The organism is Staphylococcus sp. GDY8P94P (genome assembly GCF_017892255.1).
Taxonomy (GTDB): Bacteria; Bacillota; Bacilli; order Staphylococcales; family Staphylococcaceae; genus Staphylococcus; species Staphylococcus cohnii.
This window is the reverse complement of record NZ_JAESKU010000014.1, coordinates 78,141-100,504: the sequence shown is the minus strand read 5'-3', so window position 1 is coordinate 100,504 and position 22,364 is coordinate 78,141. Positions and strand designations below refer to the sequence as shown.

Genomic DNA, 22,364 nt, shown 5'->3' with positions numbered 1-22,364 from the left:
GACCTTAAATATTTGTTAGCAAAAAATTATATATTTTTGACATACTTACTGGGAAGTTATATTCATCTTTATCATTAACACGCATCCACACCATGTTGTCGGTTAATGTAATATCTTGTTGTCTAACGTAACTTTGAGATAAATACACATCAATATCCCAAGTTAAATGTGTGAATTGATGTTTTAATGAATAAACAGGTTTAGTTTGAAATTGAATTTCTGTAGATAACTGTGTATTAATATTTTCATTACTTTCCGCTTCATACATAGGAAATTCCCACATATTATTCAAAAGTTTTTGAGTTCTTTTTTCAATTAATAAATCGCCATTTTCGTTACTCACGATATATACATTTTGTTTGATATGTTTTTTCTTCACTTTCGTAGTTTTTACAGGTAACTGTTCAACTGTTCCTTGTTCAAAAGCTTCACAATGTTCTTGGACAGGACAAAACATACATAACGCGTTTTTAGGTGTACAAATTAATGCACCTAGTTCCATCATAGCTTGATTAAAAGTACCTGAATCTTCTTGTACATAAATTTCCAATTCTTTTTCAAATGCTTTTCTTGTGGTTTGTAATTTGGTATCACGATGATCATTGTTTAATCTTGACCAAACTCTAAACACGTTACCATCTACTGTTGCTAACGGAAGATTGAAAGCAATACTCATGACTGCTGCTTGCGTATATGGACCCACACCTTTAAGTTCTCCAAAGCGCTCAGGGTCATTGGGGACTTCACCATTATAATTCATTGCTACATCTTTTATCGCAGTATGAAAGTTACGTGCACGACTATAATAACCAAGCCCTTCCCAATATTTAAGCACTTCATCTTCATGTGCATTACTTAAATCCGTTATTGTTGGAAACCTATTTACAAATTTATGATAATAATCGATAACTGTCTTCACTTGGGTTTGTTGTAACATTACTTCACTCAACCAAATATAGTATGGATTTTTAGTTTCTCTCCAAGGCATTTGTCTCTGATTTTTCTCAAACCATTTTACGAGATTATTTTTAAATTGCGATTCATTATACATGTTATACATCTCTTTCTCTATGTGATTCTAAAACTTTTTTTCTTCATTTTAGTATGTTAATTTTATTATTTAGTATATTAGATTATAATAGAAATAATATTGAAATGAAATGAGAGGATACTTATGGATACAGGTACGCATATTGTCATGGGTATTGGATTAACCGCTTTGGCAACACAAGATCCTGCAATGACTGGCTCATTTGCAGCAACAGCAACTACTCTAATCATTGGTTCACTGATACCAGATGGTGATACAGTTTTAAAACTTAAAGATAATGCTACTTATATATCAAATCATAGAGGTATAACACATTCAATACCTTTTACGATTTTGTGGCCATTACTTATAACTTTATTTATTTTTACATTTTTCAAAAATATTGATGCTAGCCATATCTGGTTATGGGCTCAGCTTGCAGTTTTTCTTCATGTCTTTGTAGATATATTTAATTCTTATGGAACTCAGGCGCTCAGACCCATCACTAATAAATGGATTCAACTCAGTGTAATCAATACGTTTGATCCAATCATATTCATCCTTTGGTGTGTCGGCATTATACTTTGGATATTGGGCTTACATCCTTACATTTCATTCTTTCCTATTTTTGCTATTCTTGTTGTTTATTATATTATTCGTTTTAGAATGCAAGCCATCATTAAACAACAAGCGCTTAAACAGATAAAGCAAGAACATAATCCTGTTAAAGTTTTTGTTGCGCCTACCATACGATTTATGGAATGGCGCGTAGCTATTCAAACAGAAAATCACGATTATGTTGGACGAAGTTATGGTAGAAACATCGTTTTCAGTGATAAATCAGAACGTCATTCTTTTCCTAGTAATGATTTAATGCAGTTTGTTGAAGATGATAAAAATATTAAAACTTTCCTTAACTTCTCATCTATTTATCGTTGGCAAGCTAGAAAATTAGATGATGATACGACAGAAATTAGATTGATTGATTTACGCTATCTCAAGAATGGACACTATTCATTTGTAGCAATCGCACATTTAGATGAGTTTATGAATATTGATCATTCTTATATTGGTTGGGTGTTTAGTGAAGATAAACTACAAAGAAAATTATTTGCTAAATGATATTTTATTGATAATAACAAAGGCTGGGACACATGATTGTGTCTCAGCCTTTAATATTATATTGAAGATACATAATTAAAATATAATATCACTATTTATGATTTGTGTTTGTATCTTGAGCAGTTACGTTTTCGTTATGATTTGTCTCGTTTTTTAATTTAGTATCAGACGTTTTTTCTACTTGGCCATTTCTAAATCTGAATTTTTGATACGCAGTCATTCGATACATAGCAAATATAACTGCACAAACTGTAGCCATTAAAAATATAAAATATAAATGGTACGGTATATTATTTAAACTTAATGCGCCTAAAACAACTGACTGTGAAATTCCCTCTATGAGATAAAACAACGGATTTAACATTAAAATATGTGAAATTACAGTTGAATTACTGGACGGGATAAACACAATCGGTACGATAAAGAACATGATTACTGATAATATATAAAATATGATATTTACATTATTTTTGGTAATAGTCAGTAAACCAAATACCGTAGAGATAGTTACAACAAAAATAATTGACATAACGACAAAATATATTGTCGATGGGATAGAACTTTCTATGTTAACTGGTGTCATTATGATAATCATCATTAATGCAATAAACATCAATAAATTAGAAATAATAGCTATCATAATAGTTTGGAAAATGGGATTTAAATTAAAAACTTTCGCAGTAAAATACTCTTTTTTAAACAATTGGTAACTTTGATAAATAGCTACCCAAATAAATGAAAAACTTATTAATGCTGCTAACCTAAAATAGCCACGTGCTTGTTTTATTTCTTCTGTACCATTCACATTAAATATAAACATTAACAAACATAATAATAGGATGCTACTAATAAATGGTATAACAAACCATTTCCATTGCCCCTTTAACCGATGATACAAATGTTTACTTAAAAATGGTGCATTCTTATAAAAATTAATTAGATTATCTATCATTTACTACACCTACAATTCAATATATATCCATTTATCATTTTTAAAATCTGCCATGAAATAACCATCACCTGATTTAGTAATCCAGAAGTTATTATCAATATTAAATTTATCTTTTAACTTCGCTTTATCTTTCATCGGAATTGTAAATCCAGAGAGTTTATTTTGATCATTAAATATCATAGCAATCGGTTGTTGAACGATAGGAACAATAAAACGATCATTTTTCCCTTCTTCTGGAACTAGCGAATCAGTCACAGTACCATGTTTTTTATGTAAGTGACTATTAAAAAATTCGTAATAATTACTGTAATTTTTACTCATAAATGGCGCGAGTGTATCACCACTATGTTCTTCAAATAAACCAGCTGGATCAAAATAACGTATATCTTTTTTACCAACTTTATAAGACTGATTATCGACACTAACGCGATAATTTTTAGTATTTTCACCTGTTATTGTAAGCAAAGCATATTTGCTTGGACTTAAATCTTTACCATTCTTAAAATTATCTAATTTAACTGAATCATCTAATACAATTCCGTATGATAGTTTATCTTCATAAGGATTTTTTGGTTGATTCTGAATAAAAGCCTGGTCCTCGTTTTGTCCAATTTCAATTTTTCCAATATCATTAAACATTAGTACCGCTGTTAAAACCATCCCTAAGATACAAATAGTAATAAATGTCCAGAACCTGACTAATACAATCGGGGGTTTGACGTGATTATACCTTTCAATACGTTTGAAATTATATGTTAATTCTGGCGTACGTGCTCTGCTCTTTTTCCAATCCAAATCAAAGTTTTGTTTTTCTTCTTTACTTTCTAAAGATACTCTATCTTTCTCATGATCATTAAAGACAGGAATGACTTGGTTAATAGAACCTTCCATTCTAAGTTGGCCATGCGAAACCCATGCTATATAATTACTTGCTTTACTAACTCTTTCAACATTGTCATCTATCATAACAACAGTTAAATTATTATTTATGTATTCGTCTGATAGTTCAATTGCTTTTTCAAAATATTCATCTGTTAAATTTTGCAGTATTTTATTAAAAATGATAATACTTGCTTTAGATGTTCTGGCAAGTGAAAAAAGTATACGTGCATATGTTTCATCTGATAATTCACATATAGGTGTATCACTTTGTTCTTCGACATGTGCATATTTTAAGATTTGTTCGACTTTATGCGTATTTACTTTGTATGGGAATAGCGTAACTGCATTTGATATGTAATCATTAACTGATATATTTTGTGAATATTTATCGTCTATATCTGCATAAAACAAATCTGTTTTACGCACAATTCTACCCTTATCAGGTTTGATTTCACCACTTAATATCCGACCTACAAGAGATTTTGAAGACTCAGGTTCACCGATAATTCCAAGTGATTCACCTTGATAGATATGTAGGTTAATATTATTTAACTCTATGTTATCTGCACCATAACCAAAAGGTTGATACCACTTTTTTGATTTTTTATTTCTATAGTAATGTGTTACATTAAGTAACTTTAAAATAATTGAACTACCCATGCTATCTTCATCCTTCTACAGTTTTAATAATGCTAAGGGTAAACCTTCTTCTGGCTCTGAACTATTGATTCTGAATCCCCACGCAAATATTCCTTTAAGTCGCTCTACTTTAAAATAACTTCCAGTACCATCATTTAATTTATAAATTTTTCCAAGTTCTACTTTATTTCTATCTACTAAATAACTTTCCGCTATGATTGCTTTACTTGCATATACGTCATACTCATTATAAATGCCATTCATTTCTGCTTTGCGCATTTGTTCTTTATATCCTTGAATTTCATGACGTAATTCTATTTCGCTCATTTCACTCAATTTCTTCTGTTCCATCTTCAATACCACTCTCTTCTAGTTTAGCTTTTATTTTATCATATTGATAACCTTTTCTCATAAGTGTTTCAATTGTTTTATTGACCAATTTTCTACCTGTATATTTTTTTGAAGTTTTAATATACGCTTTTTCTAAATCATCTTGCAATAACATATCTAATGTTTCTTCTGATTGTGAAAAATCTAACTCTTCCATAACGATATTAATCGTTTCAAATGTGTAACCTTTTTGCATTAAAGATTGTTTCAGCTTTTCTTTACGCTTTATTTGTGGTCCCTTTTTTTGTTTCAATATTTTATTTGCTAATTTTATGACCTTATCTAAAGGTTGCTCATCATCATATAAAAGCGCATATTCTTCAATGATATTTTGTTCTATACCAGCTTCACGTAGTTTTTGTTTGAAAATTTCAGGCCCTTTATCTGTAGTTAAAATCATCGTATTTTTTAAACTATTAGCATAATCTTTATGATCTATTAAATTTTGTTTATGGCAATAATCTAATACATTTGCAATAACACTTTCTGAAATATCTTTTTTTGCCAGATGTTGTGATACTTCGTGATCAGTTCTTTTTCTGTATGATAAATATTGAATCGCTATATTAATTGCTTGTCTATATTGCTCATAATTTTGAATTTTTTCCATATCTGATGCTTCAACGATTTGTCCTTTTTTAAGGTTGAAATATACAAAAGTATCAATATCAATACCCATCTCAAATTCATCATCTAAATATAGATTAAAACGGTCTTTATTATTTTTTTGAACTTCTATTTTTGTGATTTTCGGCATTATCTTCACTCCACTTATAAGAATAACTTATATTGATTATGAATGGAATTATAGTGATTTTTATTTGCAAACTACAACTTCACTATGATTATGTACAAATTATAACATGGTTTGTAGCATAATCCTTTCACGAAATAGCATACCTAATCTGCATATATCGATATATTTTATAGTGCTTTACATACTTAAAAATTCTCCTAACCTCAATTGCAGTTAACATATATTATATCTTTTAAAATTTTTAATGATATTAAAAACTCCCTCCAAGTAATCATTTTTCACATGACTTCTTGGAAAGGAGTTTGTCATTGGCGACTCATTTTATACAACTATTGATACTTAGTGATATAACTTTAATCATACACCTAATTCTAATAATGCATTTTTGTATTGCTCATCTGTAATAAATTCTTGTTGTTTCATTTTTTCTAAATCAATTTTTACTCGATTTATAAAATTATCGGACATATCATCGATATTATAAACACTAGGTGCATTAATTTTACTTGCTAAAATCGCACTTTGCAAAACTGAAATTTGTGGTAACTCCTGATTATTTTTATCTGTCGTCACCCCGAAGTAATAATTTGCAGCTGATTCTACTGAGTAATTATCACTACCGTAATAAATGTTATTCATATAAAAGCTGAGTATTTCATCTTTACTATATGATTTTTCAACACGATGAGCTACAAATAATTCCTTAACTTTACGCGTGATTGATTGTTCGTTATCATAAAAATAATTTTTCACTACCTGCTGTGTGATTGTACTTCCACCTTGTACACTTTTATCACTTAATGTTGAAAATAGTGCTCGTGATGTTCCCTTTATATCAAATCCATGATGCTTATAATAACGCTCATCTTCCATAGCTATAAATGCACCTTTAGTATAATCTGGCATGTTTGACACAGATACAAACGATTCTTTATTTTCTATTTTTTTTAATTCATCAACATCTGCACGAGTACTCAAAGCATACATTATAGCAATAAATATACCTAAAACAATTATAATTGGAATAAGTAGTTTAAAGAAAAGCCCTTTTCCTTTTTTACGTTTTTGTGATTTTGTTACTGGTTGAAAATAAGTATTATATTGAGGTTCGTTTACAGTATCGGTTTGAGATTTTTTAGTTGTTTGCTTATAACGATCGCTTCTTTTCATGCGGTAGCTCCTTTATATTGCTCTCATATCATTATAAGTGAGTTTATCAATAGTTGGAATTTTTATCTATAGTAAATCATAAAAATCAGTCCAAGGGTGTATATGTATCTCCTATCAAGGCATTATAATAAGCGATTTAACCAAATCTATTTCCAAATCTCGCTTTAAATTTTAAAATTTCTATAACAAGCAAAAAGAAGTTGCCTCTATTTTATAATGAACCACTTTTGTATCATAAAAGTAAATTCATCAAAAATAGAGACAACCTCTTTTTTTAAAATATCAATGATTCAATTAGCGTTTAATTCCTTAAGCGTTTAATTGATCTACAATTGCTTTATTAAAGTCATCTAAATCATCAGGTGTACGACTAGTTACAATATTATTATCAACGACTACTGATTCATCAACTACTTGTGCACCTGCATTCGCTAAATCTTTACGAACATTTAATACTGCAGTTAATGTTCTACCTGCTAAGTCATCAGTATCTATTAAAATTTGTGGTCCATGGCAAATTGCAAACGTTGGAACATCATTTTTGGTAAAGTATTTAGCAAATGTACCGTATCTGCCTTCAGAATCACCACGTAGATGATCAGGTGAGAAACCACCTGGAATTAATAATCCATCATAATCTTCTGGTTTTGCATCAGCAATACTTACGTCCACAGAAACTTTTTCACCATGTTTCCCAACAACTTCACTATTGGCTTCATCACCAATAACAACAGTTTCGTGTCCAGCTTCTTCAATTGCTTCTTTAGGACTTGTTAATTCTACATCTTCAAATTCATTAGTTACAATAATTGCTACTTTTTTAGCCATGAATTATCACCTTTCCATATTTATGTTATATACTCTGTATAGACGAAACTAGCGTTTTTTAAACATAAAAAATTTTAATACCCCGAAATTTAATCTGATGATTTCGAAACTGATTTAACTTTTTCTTCTAATTGATCTAATAAACCAATCCATTCATCTATGTCTTCTACTTTAACTTCGTTAGGGTTTACATGATCGATATCATTCATAAATTTTTCTAGTCTCTTTTTTATTTGATCTATTGTTTGATTGTCATCCATTGTATTAGTAACTCCTTTTTTTCAGATATTATTATACTAACATGGATTTGACAAATTTTGCCAAAGTCTTAATAATTATAAACTGAAATAATTTAACTAAATTAGAATAATTTCTATATGTTTAACCATTTCATATATTTAAACCTAAACCAAGCTTTAATAAAAGGATGTTTAAAATGACATATCAAAAATCTTTATTGTCTAGTATTAAAAAACCTATTTCTATATTTAATGATCCATGGGAAACCTATAATGATATTCAAGAACATAATGCATTAACTTTGAGTAACATTGAATTCACCACGACAAATCTATGCAATATGCGCTGTAGTCATTGCGCGGTAGGATACACTCTTCAAACTGCAGACCCTTCCCCTTTGCCAATGGACTTAATTTATCGCCGTTTGGATGAAATCCCAAATTTAAAAACGATGTCCATCACTGGTGGTGAACCTATGTTTTCAAAGAAATCCATTAAAAATGTTGTGAAACCACTATTGAAATACGCATATGATCGCGGAATTTATGTTCAAATGAATTCAAACTTAACGTTACCTATCGACAGATATTTAGATATTGCTGAATATATTGATGTAATGCATATTTCACATAATTGGGGAACAATTGATGAATTTACAGAAGTTGGATTTGGAGCAATGGAAAAACAACCACCACTGAAAGCGAAATTACGACTTTATGATCAAATGTTATCAAACGCTCGAACACTTTCTGAACAAGGTATGTTCATTTCTGCTGAAACAATGTTAAACAAAAGTACAAGGCCCTATTTGAATAAAATACATAATGAAATTGTTAATGATATGAAATGTCAAAGACATGAAATTCATCCGATGTATCCTTCTGACTTTGCTAGTCAATTAGAAGTGCTATCATTAACTGAAATAAAAGAAGCAATTCATCATTTATTAGATATTCGACACCCAGATATATGGATGCTTTTTGGAACATTGCCTATTTACCCATGTATAACCAATGAAGATGATCAAGCATTGTTACATAGATTAAGAAATTCCAAAAATATTACGATGCGAAATGACCCAGATGGTAGAAATAGGTTAAACGTGAATGTGTTTTCTGGAAACATTATAGTGACTGATTTTGGTGATGAAAATGGCGCTTTATCAAATATTAAAAATGATAAACTCACGGATGTTTTTAATGCATGGTTAAAGACACCTTTAGCACAATCACTTAACTGCCATTGTCCTAAATTTAATTGCTTAGGACCAAATGTTCTAGTAAAAAATATGTATTACCCTGATACAAATTTCAAACAAAATGAAATAGATATGCATCGCTTGTATCCTATGCATTAATCGTATCTACTGAGCTTAAAGTTTCAATTAACAAGGGAATGTCTATTTTTCGAATATGATGAATATCCATAATCAAAACCAGGATTTCAATCACCATATTCGGAATAGACATTCCCTAACTTTATTCTATATGTTGCACACTGGCTAAAAACTCAATTGTTTCTTTACTTTCTTGTCTTCTTTCTTTACGGCGTTTAACCCTCGCTAATGCTGTTTCGTGAAACCAGTTTTCAGTTTTTGTTTCTGGATACACTTGTGGCACATGTGTTGGCTTGCCATCATTATCCAGGGCAACAAATGTCAAAAAACTTAGTGCTGCTAGGTGCCTTTCATCTTTCAAAACATCCTCAATTGTAATTTGTACGCATACTTCCATTGATGATGTACCTGCATATGACACCATTGCTTCATATGACACTATATCCCCGGTTTTGATTGGCTTTAAAAAATCAACAGAGTCTGTAGATGCTGTAACAACTTGTGTGTTACTATGCTTCATTGCTGTAATAGCTGCTATTTCATCAATGTTAGCCATCAACATTCCGCCGAACATCGTATGATGATGATTAGTATCTTGTGGAAATACTTGTCTTGCTTTAACACTTCTAGATTCAGACATCGATTTCATTTTTGTAGTTCCCATAATATATTCCTTCCCTTTTTTAAACTTAAACAAATATAAATTAGGAGTGGGACAGAAATCTAATTTTATTAAAAAGATTTCGTCGTCCCACCCCGATAATGATGACTATAGTTGAAATAAGTATATCATGATCAAATTTTTCTACATTTTCAAATGATTAGTTAGCCCAATTACCATTTTCAAAAATCAGTTCTTGCTCACCACTTGTAGTGATACCATAAATCGTTAAATCAGAACTACCAATCATAAAGTCGACATGAATCAGTGAATCATTTAATCCATGTGCTAATTTTTCTTCAGTAGTCATTGTTGTGCCACCCTCAATATTAAAACCATAAGCTGAACCTAATGCAATATGACATGAGGCATTTTCATCAAATAAAGTGTTGTAAAAAATTGTGTTACGATTTGAAATTGGTGAATCATCTGGTACTAAAGCAACCTCACCTAAATGTTTGGCACCTTCGTCTGTATTTAATAAATCACGTAGCACTTCTTCACCTTGTTCAGCTTTAAAATCTACTACCTCACCATCTTTAAACGTAAGTGTAAAACCATCAATAATATTACCGTTATGGCTTAATGGCAATTTATTGGTCACATATCCATTCACTTTCAAACGATGCGGTGCTGTGAATACTTCTTCTGTTGGGATATTAGCAACAAATGCTTGACCTTCATCTGTATAACTTGTTGCATCTTCCCAAATATGACCTTCTGGAAGACCAATTTCCAAATCAGTTCCTTCAGAGATATAATGTAATGACTTATAGTTTTTACGTTGTAGTTTATCTGCATGCTTACTTAAATTAGCAATATGCTTTTCCCAATTTGTCACTGGATCGTTTCCGTCTACACGTACAATATCTAGCACTTCATCAATAAATTTTTCATATGCTTCTTCTACAGTTAATTCTGGATATACACGTGCTGCCCAAGCTTTAGACGGAAAGGCAGCTACACACCAAGGGAATTGATTTTTCTGACTTGCTTCCATATAACCTTTATATGCTGTAGCGTATTGTCTTTGGAAAGTGGCTAATTTATCACTATCTATACCATTTAATAGATCTGGATCCTGAGTAATTAGTGCGAGATTAGCTGCACCACGGTTAACATAATCCATACGTTTAGCAACTTCGTAAGCTTTAACTTCATTATTTTCAAAATGATCAACTGTTTCATTTTCAAATTTAAGTCGTGCTAAGCGATCATCACTATACTCTACTTTCACATCTGAAGCACCTCTTTTATATGCTGCTTCAACTATGTAATGCGTTAATTCTAAAGCATCTACGCTTGAACGGATAAATACTGGTTGACCTTCTTGTATGTTCATGCCAATGCCAGCTAATAATTCAGCGTACTGTTTCAATTTATGTTGTAATTGCCCCATATTTAAACTCTCCCTTATTTACGAATTTGTCCAAGTGCATCTGCAATTGCCGAAGCTTCACTTGGCGTAAATGAGGCTTTGGACGTTACATAATCATATACCTCTTTTACTTCTTGTTCATCAGCAGATTTATATTTTTCGGGATCGATTAAACTTTGATTCACTAGATTTAAACGATCACGAATTTCTTCAATCATTTCTTCATTATTTTTAGTCACTACTCTCACCTCTTTTTACTTTATTTTATCAAATTTGCTAACCTTGTAAAACTTTTATCACAATTCCTCTTTAGAAATGATTAATAAACCATTAAAATGGGAAATAGGATTATATAATTTGGAGGTCAATATATGATTACAGTTGCTTTTGTTTGTCTTGGAAATATTTGTCGCTCACCTATGGCAGAAGCTATAATGCGACAAAGGTTAAAAGATAGAAGTATCGATGGTATAGAAGTCACTTCAAGAGGTACAGGTAAATGGAATCTTGGACAATCACCTCATGAAGGGACACAAAAAATATTATCTGAACACAATATTCCATTTAATGGTATGATTAGTGAACTATTTGAATCTAACGACGACTTTGATTATATTATTGCTATGGATCAAAGCAACGTTGATGATATTCAAAATATTAATCCAAATATTAAAGGAAAATTATTTAAATTGTTAGAATTCAGTGATATGACAGAAACTGATGTACCAGATCCTTATTACACAAATAATTTCGAAGGCGTGTATAAAATGGTACAATCATCTTGTGATAATTTAATTGATTTCATTATTAAAGATGCTAATTTAAGAGAGGGGTAACAACATCATGCAAAACAAATTAATTCCAGGTATATTATTAGGTGCTGTAATAGGAGGCGCAGCAACACTTGCTGACAAATCTACACGCCAATCATTAAAACAATCAATTAAAGATATTAAAGAAGGTAATCGTTCACAAAAACCTTCAGCAATTTCTAATATAAAAGATGAAGTCTCATATTGGAAAGATGCAATAGAAGAAATTAGACGCAATAATCCAGAGTTAGAGCGTTCCTTAAAAGATGCAAAAGACACATTTGTTGAACGTAAAAATAATCGCTTGAAAAATTAAATAAATAATATCGTGACTAATGAATATAAAAAACGTTTAGTCACTTCATAATGATAGTTTGAAGTGTAGCGTCATAGATGACTTACGCATAATATAACTTAGTCATCCAAGCGGGGGTGGGAATTGGAAATCTACTTTATAAGTTTTGATTTCTTTCCTACCCTCCTTTATTTTTGATTTGTTATAAGATATTTTATTTTTCAAAAGTTACTTTATTTCAAAAGAATATGGCAACACATATTTACCTTTAATGCATTTTACAGTATATTAAACTGTATACGTAAAATATCAATACATAAGGAGATTTGATATGTCTAAAAATGAAAAAACATCTTCTAATTTTCTGAATGAAACTAAAGAAATGGAAGATCAAAAGAACAAAAAAGATAAGAACGAACAAATTGAACGTGATCGTATATACATAACACCAAATGAATTTAAATCGAAATCGCCAAAAAAAGACAATCAAGAATTTTTTGTATCACGTATCAATAAGCCTGCAAAATATACTAAAGATTCAAATTTTTTCTCTTATTTAGTATATAGAATAGGAAAAGACGATGCATCAGGATTATCAGCACAACTATCCTATTATTTTATGTTATCACTATTTCCTATGTTACTTTTCTTGTTATCTATTGTGCCGTACCTCGGTATTAAACAAAGCTCGATTAGAAGCATGATTAAGGAACATGTGCCACCAGATTACGCACCACAAGTATCATCTATTATTGGCGATATTATGGGCAATGCAAGTGGCGGTATTTTATCTGTAGGGTTAATCTTAGCGTTATGGTCTGCTTCTAATGGTATGACCGCCTTGATGAATTCTTTTAATGTGGCTTATGACGTAGAAGATAGCAGAAATTTTATTGTTTCTAAATTATTAAGTGTAGTGTTTACACTGGCATTAATTATTGTCTTACCACTAGCAATTGTACTGCCTACATTTGGTGAACAAATCGGGTCATTGCTATTTGGACCTTTAGGCTTAGGTGATCAAGTTAAATGGATTTTCAATTTAGTTAGATTTGCACTACCTGTTATTGTAGTACTTATAGCATTTATAGTACTTTATACGTTAGCACCAAATGTTAAAATTAAAATGCTTTCAGTTATACCCGGAGCTATTTTTGCAACTATCGTATTTTTAGGCGGCTCTTATTTATTTGGTATTTATATTTCAAACTTTGCTAATTATTCTAAAACATATGGTAGTATTGCCGGTATTATTATATTAATGTTATGGCTTTATATCACTGGTTTTATCATCATTATTGGTGCTGAAATCAATGCAATTATGCATCAAAGAAAAGTAGTTGCAGGTAAAACACCAGAAGAAATTACAATTGATCAAATTGAAGAAGAAAAAAATAACGGAGTAGATTAAGCGACAGAATCTTTCTTCGAATATAAATTTAAAAAAGCTAAAACCTAGGCACACATTATTGTATCTCTGCTTAGGTTTTAGCTTTTATTATTGTATTAAATTATGTTGAAATGCATAGATTACAGCTTGAGTTCTATCTTGTACTTCTAATTTGCTCAATACGTTACTCACATGTGTTTTAACTGTTTTGATTGTAATATGTGAAGCACTGGCAATTTCTTGGTTTGAGTACCCTTTTGCAATCAATAATAATATTTCCATTTCACGCTCAGTTAACATCTCATACAATTCAGCGCGTTGTTTCATACGATTTCTCATCTTAACCAACACTTCTGCTTCAAATACAGATTCATCACGATATGTTTTGCGTATCGCTTCAGCGATATCACTGGCACTTGTTGTTTTTAAAATATAGCTATCTACGCCAGAATCTAGTGCACGGTACACTTCATTATCTTCAATATAACTAGTTAGCATAACGACTTTAATGTGTGGCAAATCTTTCTTAATTTGTTCTGTAGCTTCTACACCATCCATATCATCCATCAGTAAGTCCATTAAAATTAAATCAGGTTTTAGTTCATGTGCTTTTTCAATTGCATCTTTCCCTGATTGCCCTTCTCCGACTACTTCTATATCTGGTTGAGTAGATAAATAACTAGAAATACCAATTCTGACCATTTCATGATCATCAACAAATAATACTTTAATTGGCATATGAATCCTCCTTATTTAATGGGGCTTTGACTTCAATTCGTGTTCCTGAATCTGGCAGTGATACTATATGAAACGTTGCGCCAATTTCAAGTGCTCGTTCGCGCATATTTTTTAACCCATAGCTTTGTTCTACCTTATCATCTACGTTAAAGCCTTTACCATCATCTTGTATACGTAATAATAAATATTCTTCTCTATTAAACAATTCAATTGTAACTTTTGTCCCTTTTGAATGTCTTAATGTATTTGAAATTGCTTCTTGTGTAATTCTAAATAAATGATCTTCTATACCTTTAGGTACGTCGAATTCTTCAATATCATGTACAACTTTCATAGGCACTTTTTTCTGCAAATCAACCACTAAATCTTTGATACCTTGGCCAAGTGATTTATCTTTCAAGCCAATTGGTCTTAAATGTAATAGCAAGGCACGCATTTCTAGCTGTGAATCTTGAATCATTTTTTCCAATACTGGAATTTGTTGATCTAAAGGCGCTTTCAAATCAGTTTCTTTAATGGCAGAGAGCATCATGCTTGCTGCAAACAATTGCTGGCTTACGGAATCATGTAACTCTCGAGCCAGTCTTTGTCTTTCATCTTCAATTATTTTTTTAACTTTCACATCGTTCATATTATATGATTCATTCGTTAAATTTTGTGTTTTTAAACGCAATCTATGAACTTCTTGATTGAGCGGTACAAGCGTTTGATATAATTCAATTGTTTCATTATATAATTCTATATTTTGGTCATTGATACCTACTGTCTGACCTTCTATAGAACGCTCAATTTGGTCTTGTAACCAATGATTTTGTTGATTGATTTTATAAGCTAATACTGAGCCAACAATGATGCAAAGTAATATAACTAATAAGTTAATAAATAGTAAAACTGGTATTCCAAAGATTTGCGTATAAATCATGCCTTGAAAATATATAATATTCACAAAAACTTTATCTATAAAAAACATAGCGAAAAATGTACTATAAACTAATATCAACATTGACCCTATTGCTCTTATGTAGTGATTCATTTATAAATCACCTCAACATCTCCTATAAATGTTGACAAATAGACATTAACAGCATAATTATCTTCTTTTGTTTCTTCAACAACTTTAATATTATTGTTTTCAACTTTATATGATGTTTCATTAACATATGCATTACCATAAAGTGCTGAAAAATGTAATTTTATATTGTAGTTTAAAGGCACAATAATTTGCACTTTACCTAAAAAATGTCTTATCACTACAGTATTATGTTCTCTAATATTAGCAGCTTTAGACATATCTATATGAATATCACCAATACCATGCTGTATTTGTAAATCTTCCCATTTATAAACATAAATAGGTGTACGTTGTTCACCAAACCACTTTTGCTTAATAAATTCTGGAGATTCTACTGCCTCTTCTGTCGCAATAATTTTCAAAGGTTTGAACCTATAAAATATATATCTCACAATTAACACAATTAAAAATATAAATAATATGATAATTGTGTATTTATTGGATAGTAAAGTAAAAGCTATAAGTAATACCCCTATCCAAAACGCTAATAACCCTCGTATTTTATGAAAATATAAATATCCTACATAAACCAATATGCAGCCTAATAATAATACAAAAATAAAACCTATTTTTTCAAAGAAAATATAGTAGAAATTAGCTATTATCATTAATGCTGTAAACACAATCAACATTTCAGTTGATATATATTTATGAGTCATGTTTCGCCACCTTTCTTCAAGCGACTAAACTAATTTGTTCGATTAAATCACATTCTGTTTCAACATTCACTTTTTCCTTTGCCTGTTGTGATAAATCGGCTACAATACGTGCGTAGTCTGCTTCCATTTCATTCAAATCATTTTTAATTTTTTCTATATCATAATGCTCAATCTCTTGTGCACATTCAATATCAGATTCATCTAAAATGTCGATATATTTATTTTCTAAAGATAATGTTAAATGATCTATTAATCTAGCTACATAAGTTTTTCTTTCAAATAGATAATTTATGTACATTTCTATGCTTCTTAATTTTTTATCAAGATATTGTCTATATTCAATTAAACTTGAATAAAAAGTTTGTTTAGTCATTTTTTCTAGATAAGTCGTAATATAATTCATAGAATCACCTCATGATTGATTAGATTCTATTATAAAAAATTTCCGGAACCATTAGTATAGGCTCCGGAACCATCTTATATTAGGACTTTAGACCGAAACTTATTCTAATCTATTTTAGTAGTTAAAACTGGTCCTTCTTTTGTTACTATAACCGTATGTTCAATTTGTGCAACAAAGCTTTTATCTTGAGTTTCAAATGCCCATTCATTCTTACCTTCTGTGACAAATGTAGCTTTTGAAGAAATAAATGGCTCAACAGCAATTACAGTACCTTCTTTAAGCAAAGTTTTATCTTTTGGATCATAATAATTCATAACATGGCTTGGAGATTCATGTAATGACTGACCAACACCATGACCTGTTAAATTTTTAATTACTGTCAAATCATTTTTACGTGCAGTTGCGTGAACTGCTTTACCAATTTGGCTCAGCTTTGCACCAGGTTTGATTTTTGTCATAGCTGCTTCAAATGCTTCTAAAGCAACATCACAAACTTTTTGTTTCAATGGATTATCCGCTTCACCAACTACAAATGAAATGCCAGTGTCAGCATAATACCCATTTTTCAATGCAGAAACATCAATATTTACTAAGTCACCTTCACGAATTTTTCGTTTTCCAGGAATACCATGTGCCACTTCTTCGTTAACGCTGATACAAGTTTGACCTGGAAAGTTTTCATCATGAATTGGTGCTGAGATAGCACCGTGTTCTTCAAATAAATCTTTTGCGATATCATCAAGTTCTTTAGTAGTGATGCCAGGTGTAGTAGCTTCTTGCATTTTGTCTCTAACTAGTGCGCAGATATATCCAATATCTTTTAGTGCTGTTAATTCTTCTTCTGTTTTTACAATCATTTTATCCCGTTCCTTTTTGTAAATTATATTCTTTCTTATTATAGCAGACTTTTTTTGATATAATAAATTAGAAAATTTTTATCATATATAGTTTAACATTTTAACCAAATAATGACATAACCACTTTTACAATTCTGGTTAAATCATTAAACGTTTATTTTTATAGGAGTTTTAATATGAATGATTCTTGGTATAAAAATATTGTTGGTGCACGAACTCTGAAAACAGGTTTAGCTACCTTTTTAACTGCTCTTTTTTGTTTAGCCTTAAACTTAAATCCAATTTTTGCTATATTAACAGCTATTGTCACAATTGAACCAACCGCTAAGGCATCGTTAATAAAAGGTTATAGAAGACTTCCTGCAACAATTATTGGTGCGTTATTTGCCGTTATATTTACTTTTATTTTCGGCGATCAATCTGCTTTTGCCTACGCATTTAGTGCAACATTCACCATTATTCTTTGTACAAAATTAAATTTACAAGTAGGTACAACTGTAGCAACTTTAACTGCAATGGCTATGATTCCTGGCATACATGATGCTTATTACTTTAATTTCTTCTCCAGATTATTAACGGCTATCATTGGATTAGTTACAGCGGGATTAGTAAACTTTATTGTCTTACCTCCCAAATATTATGATCAATTGGATGATGCTATTAATCAAACTGAAGCAAAAATGTACGCATTATTTCATAAGCGTATGCGTCAACTGGTTATTGGTAAATTTTATAATGGAACGACCAATCAACAATTAACCACATTATTAAATTTAAACCAAAAAGTCGAGACGTTACTTTCTTATCAAAAAGATGAGCTCAGTTATCACAAACACCACAATTCAGAATGGATTCGTTTAAAGTCTTTAACTACGCGTACACATACAAATCGCTTATTTATAACTCACTTATCTAACTTAGTTTTTTTACCAAAAGACACACAAGTTACTTTTACTAAAGATGAGCAACTTGCCATCCTAAATATTGCTGAGAGTATAAATAACATACATAGAACTGGACATTTTGAGCGTCATCCAAAATCAGCGTCGTTACTTAAATCCACCGTCAAAGGTTTAGATGAGTTTGATAAAAATCAATTAAAAAGTCATATTGTCTATGAAATACTATTAATTTATAGAATTTTAAATAATCGGTTTGCTTAAATTGATCTATTAACTATTGTTACATCAACAAAACAGCCTAGGACAAAATGTCCTAGGCTGTGATTTATTTATTCATACTAGTTAAATCTTTACTATTTTTGTTGAGCAACGCGCTCAACAATTACTTTCTTAGCTGCTTCTTCCTCTGAATTGTCTAATTCTTTCGGTTCAAATACAAGACCTTTACGTTCGCATGCTTTTTCTAATAGATAATCTGTAATTTCATGATTTTTAGGTAGTATCGGTCCGTGTAAATAAGTACCTAGTAGATTCTTGTAATGAATGCCTTCTTTAGCATCGTCATCATTATTACCAAATCCATGAGTAACTTCACCTAAAGTACCGTAATTATGATAAGTACGGCCCCCATGGTTTTCAAATCCTACAATTGTACCAAAAGTATTACTTTCAATAACAATATCTCCTGTTAAACGATTTTTTTTAGATTCTGTATAAAAATCTAAAATATTTAAACCGTCTAGTTCTGTGCCATCTGGTGTAATGTATTTACGTCCTAAAAACTGGTAACCACCACATACAGTTAGACCAGGCAAACCATCTTCAATAGCAGCTTTTAACTTACTTTTTATTTTACTCAATTCTAATGTTGCTAATGCTTGTTCTCTGTCACTACCCCCACCAATAAAGAAGATATCACATTCATCAAAAGTAACATTTTCCGTCTGATTAATATCTACAACTTTTAAAGTGATATTACGGCGTTTTGCACGTTGTTTAAGTGCAATGATATTACCTATATCACTGTACAAATTTAATTTATCAGGCATAAAGTGATAGACCGTTAACTCATTCATTTTACGTTATCCTCCTCAAAAGAGTGATTCAATTGTTTTAACATAGGGGCAAGTGAAGTATAGTTAGGTATTGCTACAGTAAAACTATTAGTATATTCCATTGTTTTCGCAGTAGCTTTATAGATATCATTTTCTAAAATAACTGGTACATTTATCTCTGCGAGCTTTAATCTCAATTGTAGCTCTTCTGCTCGTGTACCTGTAACTATTATAGCTTCTATCTGTTGATTCGCTAATTTTTCAAAGTCAGCATCATAAATCCAAGATGTATCACGTCCATCTGCAGCATGATCATTTAAACTGATGACGTAAACTTTGTTCCCCTCTATCCGATCACCAACTGAGAGACTTGCATTCATACCTGCAGGGTTCTTAGCTAGATTGATCATTGCTTCTTTCGTACCCTTTTTAAAATACTGAATTCTGCCATTATCAGAAGTATAAGTTTCAAACCCTTTTCGAATTGACGCATCATTTAATCCAAGTTCTCTGAGCACGGTATAAGCAGCAATTGCATTATATGCATTAAAATCGCCTGCAATTTTCATATTAAATGTTGTAGTACCAACATTTAAATTTATAAAAGGTGTTAAATCAAATTGAGCTACTTCATATTTTGTATTTTCTCGTTTAAAGCCACATTCACAATAATAATGGCCTAATTGATTATAATGAATATAATCATAATGTAATAAGCGACCACAATTAGGACAATATCTACTTTCATTCATAGAACTTTGTTCAAAATCATGCGCGTGCTTTTTCATTCCATAATAATTAACAGTGTCACTCGCTATCTTTAATCTACTGACAAATGGATCATCAGCATTTAACAATAATTTTATCCCTTTATTATCAATTGCTTTTGCAATATTATTTACCATAATATCGATTTCCCCAAATCGATCCATTTGATCACGGAAGAAATTAGTAACCACCATCATCGTAGGCGTAACTTCATTAAGTACTCTTGGTATTGAACCTTCATCAATTTCAATAACTGCGATTTTAGTGTTTTTTTTAATTTGCAAAATAAAGGCTGATGTAATACCAGCAGCCATATTGGCACCTTCATTATTATGTATGATTTCTATTTGATTCTCTTTCAAAGTATGACCTATTAAATTTGATGTAGTCGTCTTCCCATTTGTACCACTTATAAATACAATCTCATCTACATGAGATGCTAATTCTCTTAAAATATTTTTATCCACTTTTCTAGCGACTTGACCTGGTAAGTCTGTTCCCTTTTTCCCAACAGTACGACTTACTTGTCTTGCCAGTCTCGCTAGACGTGTTGCAGTCCATTGTCTCATCTACTTCCTCCTCTACTATTCACTCAAATATTATAACACGATTAAGTTGTATTCCAAACAATTCTCAATGCAAATATCTTTCACATTCTTTAGATTAGAATAATTATTATTTACGAATGAGAATAAGTTTGCTATACTAATGAAAAATGATACATGGAGGCTATTACTTATGTTGAATAAAGAATTATTAGATGCATTAAATGAACAAATGAACCACGAGTATTTTGCTGCACATGCTTATATGGCAATGGCTGCGTATTGTGATAGTAAGTCCTACGAAGGCTTTGCTAATTTCTATATCCAGCAGGCAAAAGAAGAAAGATTTCATGGTAAGAAAATTTATGATTATATCAATGATCGTGGTGAACAAGCAATATTTAATTCAATACCAGCACCTAAATCTGAATTCACAAGTATCTTAGAAACCTTTGAAGATGGCTTAGTCCAAGAACAAGATGTAACACGCAGATTTTACAATTTATCTGACCTAGCTAATAAAGATAAAGATTATGCCACAATTTCATTTTTAAATTGGTTCCTAGATGAACAAGTCGAAGAAGAATCAATGTTTGATACACATATTGATTATTTAAACCGTATCGGTGACGACAGTAACACTTTATATTTATATGAGAAAGAATTAGCTGCACGTTCATTTAATGAAGATGAAGCATAGCGTTAATACGCTAACAAATTTTTAAAATTAATGATGAATATACAGAAGCATGCCAACATGATTGGCATGCTTTTTAAGTATTTTGCTAGTAGGAAAGGACTGTTGATCATCTATTATGCTTAATTGAGTTTTACTCGCTTGACTTCGAAAAGAGAATTATATAAAGTCATAACATATTCTATAAGAGAAAGGGTTCTTGCTTGATGACAGCTAATGCTTATATTGCTTTAGATTTTGAAACTGCAAACGGAAAAAGAACGAGTATATGTTCAGTGGGAATGGTCAAAGTTATCAATCATCAAATCACAGAATCTTTTTATACACTGGTTAATCCAAATGACTATTTTTCAAAACAAAACATTGCCGTACATGGTATTAATCCAAATGATGTAAAAGATGCGCCGACATTTGCATCAGTATATCCATATATGATGCAATTCATTGATGGATTACCAGTAGTTGCTCATAATGCTGCATTTGATATGAATGTTTTGTATGACAGCATTAAGCAAATTGGTCAAGACACACCAACAATCACTTATTTTTGTTCACTACAACTATCAAGAAAGACAATAAATAATCATCGTTATGGGTTGAATCATATGATGCATTATTACAATCTAGATTTTCACGGTCATCACGATGCTTTAAATGATGCTAAAGCATGTGCAATGATTACATTTCGATTATTAAAACACTATGATGATTTGAATAGTATATTAACAATATTTGGTAAGCAGTTAAAAGATAAAGATTAATTTATTCAAAATCAGTAATTATTTC

At 30.8% G+C, this 22,364-nt stretch carries 26 protein-coding genes; 8 read left to right on the top strand and 18 right to left on the bottom strand.

Annotated elements, in window-relative coordinates:
- Positions 1-4: 4 nt before the first annotated feature.
- Complete coding sequence (gene mutY, locus KA926_RS09285) at positions 5-1,051, bottom strand: A/G-specific adenine glycosylase (RefSeq protein WP_107384526.1); 1,047 nt, start codon at positions 1,049-1,051, stop codon at positions 5-7.
- 123 nt (positions 1,052-1,174) lie between these two features.
- On the opposite strand from mutY, the gene KA926_RS09280 reads away from it, so the two are divergent.
- Positions 1,175-2,152 carry a metal-dependent hydrolase gene (locus KA926_RS09280; RefSeq protein WP_107384527.1) on the top strand — a complete coding sequence of 326 codons (978 nt, stop codon included), beginning with the start codon at positions 1,175-1,177 and terminating at the stop codon, positions 2,150-2,152.
- Between the two features lie 91 nt (positions 2,153-2,243).
- Here KA926_RS09280 and KA926_RS09275 read toward each other — a convergent pair whose 3' ends face one another.
- The 7 genes from KA926_RS09275 to KA926_RS09245 all read right to left on the bottom strand — a co-directional run bounded on the left by KA926_RS09275 (position 2,244) and on the right by KA926_RS09245 (position 8,030).
- A complete protein-coding gene (locus KA926_RS09275) occupies positions 2,244-3,104 on the bottom strand; it encodes a hypothetical protein (protein WP_064264301.1) in 861 nt (286 codons plus the stop codon).
- Between the two features lie 9 nt (positions 3,105-3,113).
- Positions 3,114-4,646: an ATP-binding cassette domain-containing protein gene (locus KA926_RS09270; RefSeq protein WP_210144172.1), complete on the bottom strand. Its 1,533-nt coding sequence runs from the start codon at positions 4,644-4,646 to the stop codon at positions 3,114-3,116.
- A gap of 15 nt (positions 4,647-4,661) precedes the next feature.
- Positions 4,662-4,976, bottom strand: a complete 315-nt coding sequence (locus KA926_RS09265; RefSeq protein WP_119535908.1) for a YfhH family protein — start codon at positions 4,974-4,976, stop codon at positions 4,662-4,664.
- Positions 4,954-5,772 (bottom strand): recombination regulator RecX, encoded by an 819-nt coding sequence (recX, locus tag KA926_RS09260; protein WP_210144171.1) that lies wholly within the window; start codon positions 5,770-5,772, stop codon positions 4,954-4,956. Before recX ends, KA926_RS09265 begins: the two co-directional genes overlap by 23 nt.
- Positions 5,773-6,129: 357 nt before the next feature.
- Positions 6,130-6,942 carry a monofunctional peptidoglycan glycosyltransferase SgtB gene (sgtB, locus tag KA926_RS09255; RefSeq protein ID WP_064264292.1) on the bottom strand — a complete coding sequence of 271 codons (813 nt, stop codon included), beginning with the start codon at positions 6,940-6,942 and terminating at the stop codon, positions 6,130-6,132.
- Positions 6,943-7,251: 309 nt separating this feature from the next.
- Complete coding sequence (locus tag KA926_RS09250; protein WP_107384530.1) at positions 7,252-7,770, bottom strand: type 1 glutamine amidotransferase domain-containing protein; 519 nt, start codon at positions 7,768-7,770, stop codon at positions 7,252-7,254.
- A gap of 89 nt (positions 7,771-7,859) precedes the next feature.
- The gene (locus tag KA926_RS09245; protein ID WP_019469624.1) at positions 7,860-8,030 is read right to left on the bottom strand and encodes an SE1561 family protein; all 171 of its coding nucleotides are present in this window, start codon (positions 8,028-8,030) and stop codon (positions 7,860-7,862) included.
- A gap of 176 nt (positions 8,031-8,206) precedes the next feature.
- Here KA926_RS09245 and yfkAB point away from each other — a divergent pair, with 176 nt between their 5' ends.
- On the top strand, positions 8,207-9,367 hold the full coding sequence (yfkAB, locus tag KA926_RS09240; protein ID WP_107386308.1) for a radical SAM/CxCxxxxC motif protein YfkAB: 1,161 nt from the start codon (positions 8,207-8,209) through the stop codon (positions 9,365-9,367).
- 121 nt (positions 9,368-9,488) lie between these two features.
- On the opposite strand, the gene KA926_RS09235 is transcribed toward yfkAB, so the two are convergent.
- The 3 genes from KA926_RS09235 to KA926_RS09225 form a co-directional block, all read right to left on the bottom strand.
- On the bottom strand, positions 9,489-10,010 hold the full coding sequence (locus KA926_RS09235; RefSeq protein WP_064264286.1) for an acyl-CoA thioesterase: 522 nt from the start codon (positions 10,008-10,010) through the stop codon (positions 9,489-9,491).
- A 157-nt stretch (positions 10,011-10,167) separates the two neighbouring features.
- Positions 10,168-11,406, bottom strand: a complete 1,239-nt coding sequence (locus KA926_RS09230; RefSeq protein ID WP_119536008.1) for an aminopeptidase — start codon at positions 11,404-11,406, stop codon at positions 10,168-10,170.
- Positions 11,407-11,420: 14 nt separating this feature from the next.
- Positions 11,421-11,624 carry a DUF1128 family protein gene (locus tag KA926_RS09225; RefSeq protein WP_064264282.1) on the bottom strand — a complete coding sequence of 68 codons (204 nt, stop codon included), beginning with the start codon at positions 11,622-11,624 and terminating at the stop codon, positions 11,421-11,423.
- A gap of 132 nt (positions 11,625-11,756) precedes the next feature.
- On the opposite strand from KA926_RS09225, the gene KA926_RS09220 reads away from it, so the two are divergent.
- The 3 genes from KA926_RS09220 to KA926_RS09210 all read left to right on the top strand — a co-directional run bounded on the left by KA926_RS09220 (position 11,757) and on the right by KA926_RS09210 (position 13,903).
- Complete coding sequence (locus KA926_RS09220; protein WP_064264281.1) at positions 11,757-12,221, top strand: low molecular weight protein-tyrosine-phosphatase; 465 nt, start codon at positions 11,757-11,759, stop codon at positions 12,219-12,221.
- Between the two features lie 7 nt (positions 12,222-12,228).
- Entirely contained in the window at positions 12,229-12,513 is a 285-nt protein-coding gene (locus KA926_RS09215; protein WP_019469618.1) for a YtxH domain-containing protein, read from the top strand.
- 310 nt (positions 12,514-12,823) lie between these two features.
- A complete protein-coding gene (locus KA926_RS09210; RefSeq protein ID WP_107521367.1) occupies positions 12,824-13,903 on the top strand; it encodes a YihY/virulence factor BrkB family protein in 1,080 nt (359 codons plus the stop codon).
- Positions 13,904-13,990: 87 nt separating this feature from the next.
- Here KA926_RS09210 and vraR read toward each other — a convergent pair whose 3' ends face one another.
- The 5 genes from vraR to map form a co-directional block, all read right to left on the bottom strand.
- Entirely contained in the window at positions 13,991-14,620 is a 630-nt protein-coding gene (gene vraR / locus KA926_RS09205) for a response regulator transcription factor VraR (RefSeq protein WP_019469616.1), read from the bottom strand.
- Positions 14,610-15,653, bottom strand: a complete 1,044-nt coding sequence (vraS, locus tag KA926_RS09200; RefSeq protein WP_119536047.1) for a sensor histidine kinase VraS — start codon at positions 15,651-15,653, stop codon at positions 14,610-14,612. Before vraS ends, vraR begins: the two co-directional genes overlap by 11 nt.
- Positions 15,650-16,351, bottom strand: a complete 702-nt coding sequence (gene vraT, locus KA926_RS09195) for a cell wall-active antibiotics response protein VraT (RefSeq protein WP_019469614.1) — start codon at positions 16,349-16,351, stop codon at positions 15,650-15,652. The genes vraS and vraT overlap by 4 nt, the downstream gene beginning before the upstream one ends.
- A 16-nt stretch (positions 16,352-16,367) precedes the next feature.
- Positions 16,368-16,754: a hypothetical protein gene (locus tag KA926_RS09190; protein WP_019469613.1), complete on the bottom strand. Its 387-nt coding sequence runs from the start codon at positions 16,752-16,754 to the stop codon at positions 16,368-16,370.
- A gap of 104 nt (positions 16,755-16,858) precedes the next feature.
- The gene (map, locus tag KA926_RS09185) at positions 16,859-17,611 is read right to left on the bottom strand and encodes a type I methionyl aminopeptidase (RefSeq protein WP_064264275.1); all 753 of its coding nucleotides are present in this window, start codon (positions 17,609-17,611) and stop codon (positions 16,859-16,861) included.
- Positions 17,612-17,787: 176 nt separating this feature from the next.
- On the opposite strand from map, the gene KA926_RS09180 reads away from it, so the two are divergent.
- The gene (locus KA926_RS09180; protein WP_064264273.1) at positions 17,788-18,774 is read left to right on the top strand and encodes an FUSC family protein; all 987 of its coding nucleotides are present in this window, start codon (positions 17,788-17,790) and stop codon (positions 18,772-18,774) included.
- 92 nt (positions 18,775-18,866) lie between these two features.
- On the opposite strand, the gene gatD is transcribed toward KA926_RS09180, so the two are convergent.
- Positions 18,867-19,589 (bottom strand): lipid II isoglutaminyl synthase subunit GatD, encoded by a 723-nt coding sequence (gatD, locus tag KA926_RS09175; RefSeq protein WP_064264271.1) that lies wholly within the window; start codon positions 19,587-19,589, stop codon positions 18,867-18,869.
- Positions 19,586-20,905 (bottom strand): lipid II isoglutaminyl synthase subunit MurT, encoded by a 1,320-nt coding sequence (murT, locus tag KA926_RS09170; protein ID WP_210144169.1) that lies wholly within the window; start codon positions 20,903-20,905, stop codon positions 19,586-19,588. The genes gatD and murT overlap by 4 nt, the downstream gene beginning before the upstream one ends.
- A 169-nt stretch (positions 20,906-21,074) precedes the next feature.
- On the opposite strand from murT, the gene KA926_RS09165 reads away from it, so the two are divergent.
- Complete coding sequence (locus KA926_RS09165; RefSeq protein ID WP_119535563.1) at positions 21,075-21,581, top strand: ferritin; 507 nt, start codon at positions 21,075-21,077, stop codon at positions 21,579-21,581.
- 203 nt (positions 21,582-21,784) lie between these two features.
- Complete coding sequence (locus tag KA926_RS09160; RefSeq protein WP_107384522.1) at positions 21,785-22,339, top strand: 3'-5' exonuclease; 555 nt, start codon at positions 21,785-21,787, stop codon at positions 22,337-22,339.
- Positions 22,340-22,364: the final 25 nt, after the last annotated feature.

Bases quoted from the DNA above. Each gene is read 5' to 3' on its own strand.
- mutY (WP_107384526.1), bottom strand. From the start codon at position 1,051: ATGTATAATGAATCGCAATTTAAAAATAATCTCGTAAAATGGTTTGAG.
- KA926_RS09280 (WP_107384527.1), top strand. From the start codon at position 1,175: ATGGATACAGGTACGCATATTGTCATGGGTATTGGATTAACCGCTTTG.
- KA926_RS09275 (WP_064264301.1), bottom strand. From the start codon at position 3,104: ATGATAGATAATCTAATTAATTTTTATAAGAATGCACCATTTTTAAGT.
- KA926_RS09270 (WP_210144172.1), bottom strand. From the start codon at position 4,646: ATGGGTAGTTCAATTATTTTAAAGTTACTTAATGTAACACATTACTAT.
- KA926_RS09265 (WP_119535908.1), bottom strand. From the start codon at position 4,976: ATGGAACAGAAGAAATTGAGTGAAATGAGCGAAATAGAATTACGTCAT.
- recX (WP_210144171.1), bottom strand. From the start codon at position 5,772: ATGCCGAAAATCACAAAAATAGAAGTTCAAAAAAATAATAAAGACCGT.
- sgtB (WP_064264292.1), bottom strand. From the start codon at position 6,942: ATGAAAAGAAGCGATCGTTATAAGCAAACAACTAAAAAATCTCAAACC.
- KA926_RS09250 (WP_107384530.1), bottom strand. From the start codon at position 7,770: ATGGCTAAAAAAGTAGCAATTATTGTAACTAATGAATTTGAAGATGTA.
- KA926_RS09245 (WP_019469624.1), bottom strand. From the start codon at position 8,030: ATGGATGACAATCAAACAATAGATCAAATAAAAAAGAGACTAGAAAAA.
- yfkAB (WP_107386308.1), top strand. From the start codon at position 8,207: ATGACATATCAAAAATCTTTATTGTCTAGTATTAAAAAACCTATTTCT.
- KA926_RS09235 (WP_064264286.1), bottom strand. From the start codon at position 10,010: ATGGGAACTACAAAAATGAAATCGATGTCTGAATCTAGAAGTGTTAAA.
- KA926_RS09230 (WP_119536008.1), bottom strand. From the start codon at position 11,406: ATGGGGCAATTACAACATAAATTGAAACAGTACGCTGAATTATTAGCT.
- KA926_RS09220 (WP_064264281.1), top strand. From the start codon at position 11,757: ATGATTACAGTTGCTTTTGTTTGTCTTGGAAATATTTGTCGCTCACCT.
- KA926_RS09215 (WP_019469618.1), top strand. From the start codon at position 12,229: ATGCAAAACAAATTAATTCCAGGTATATTATTAGGTGCTGTAATAGGA.
- KA926_RS09210 (WP_107521367.1), top strand. From the start codon at position 12,824: ATGTCTAAAAATGAAAAAACATCTTCTAATTTTCTGAATGAAACTAAA.
- vraR (WP_019469616.1), bottom strand. From the start codon at position 14,620: ATGCCAATTAAAGTATTATTTGTTGATGATCATGAAATGGTCAGAATT.
- vraS (WP_119536047.1), bottom strand. From the start codon at position 15,653: ATGAATCACTACATAAGAGCAATAGGGTCAATGTTGATATTAGTTTAT.
- vraT (WP_019469614.1), bottom strand. From the start codon at position 16,351: ATGACTCATAAATATATATCAACTGAAATGTTGATTGTGTTTACAGCA.
- KA926_RS09190 (WP_019469613.1), bottom strand. From the start codon at position 16,754: ATGAATTATATTACGACTTATCTAGAAAAAATGACTAAACAAACTTTT.
- map (WP_064264275.1), bottom strand. From the start codon at position 17,611: ATGATTGTAAAAACAGAAGAAGAATTAACAGCACTAAAAGATATTGGA.
- KA926_RS09180 (WP_064264273.1), top strand. From the start codon at position 17,788: ATGAATGATTCTTGGTATAAAAATATTGTTGGTGCACGAACTCTGAAA.
- gatD (WP_064264271.1), bottom strand. From the start codon at position 19,589: ATGAATGAGTTAACGGTCTATCACTTTATGCCTGATAAATTAAATTTG.
- murT (WP_210144169.1), bottom strand. From the start codon at position 20,905: ATGAGACAATGGACTGCAACACGTCTAGCGAGACTGGCAAGACAAGTA.
- KA926_RS09165 (WP_119535563.1), top strand. From the start codon at position 21,075: ATGTTGAATAAAGAATTATTAGATGCATTAAATGAACAAATGAACCAC.
- KA926_RS09160 (WP_107384522.1), top strand. From the start codon at position 21,785: ATGACAGCTAATGCTTATATTGCTTTAGATTTTGAAACTGCAAACGGA.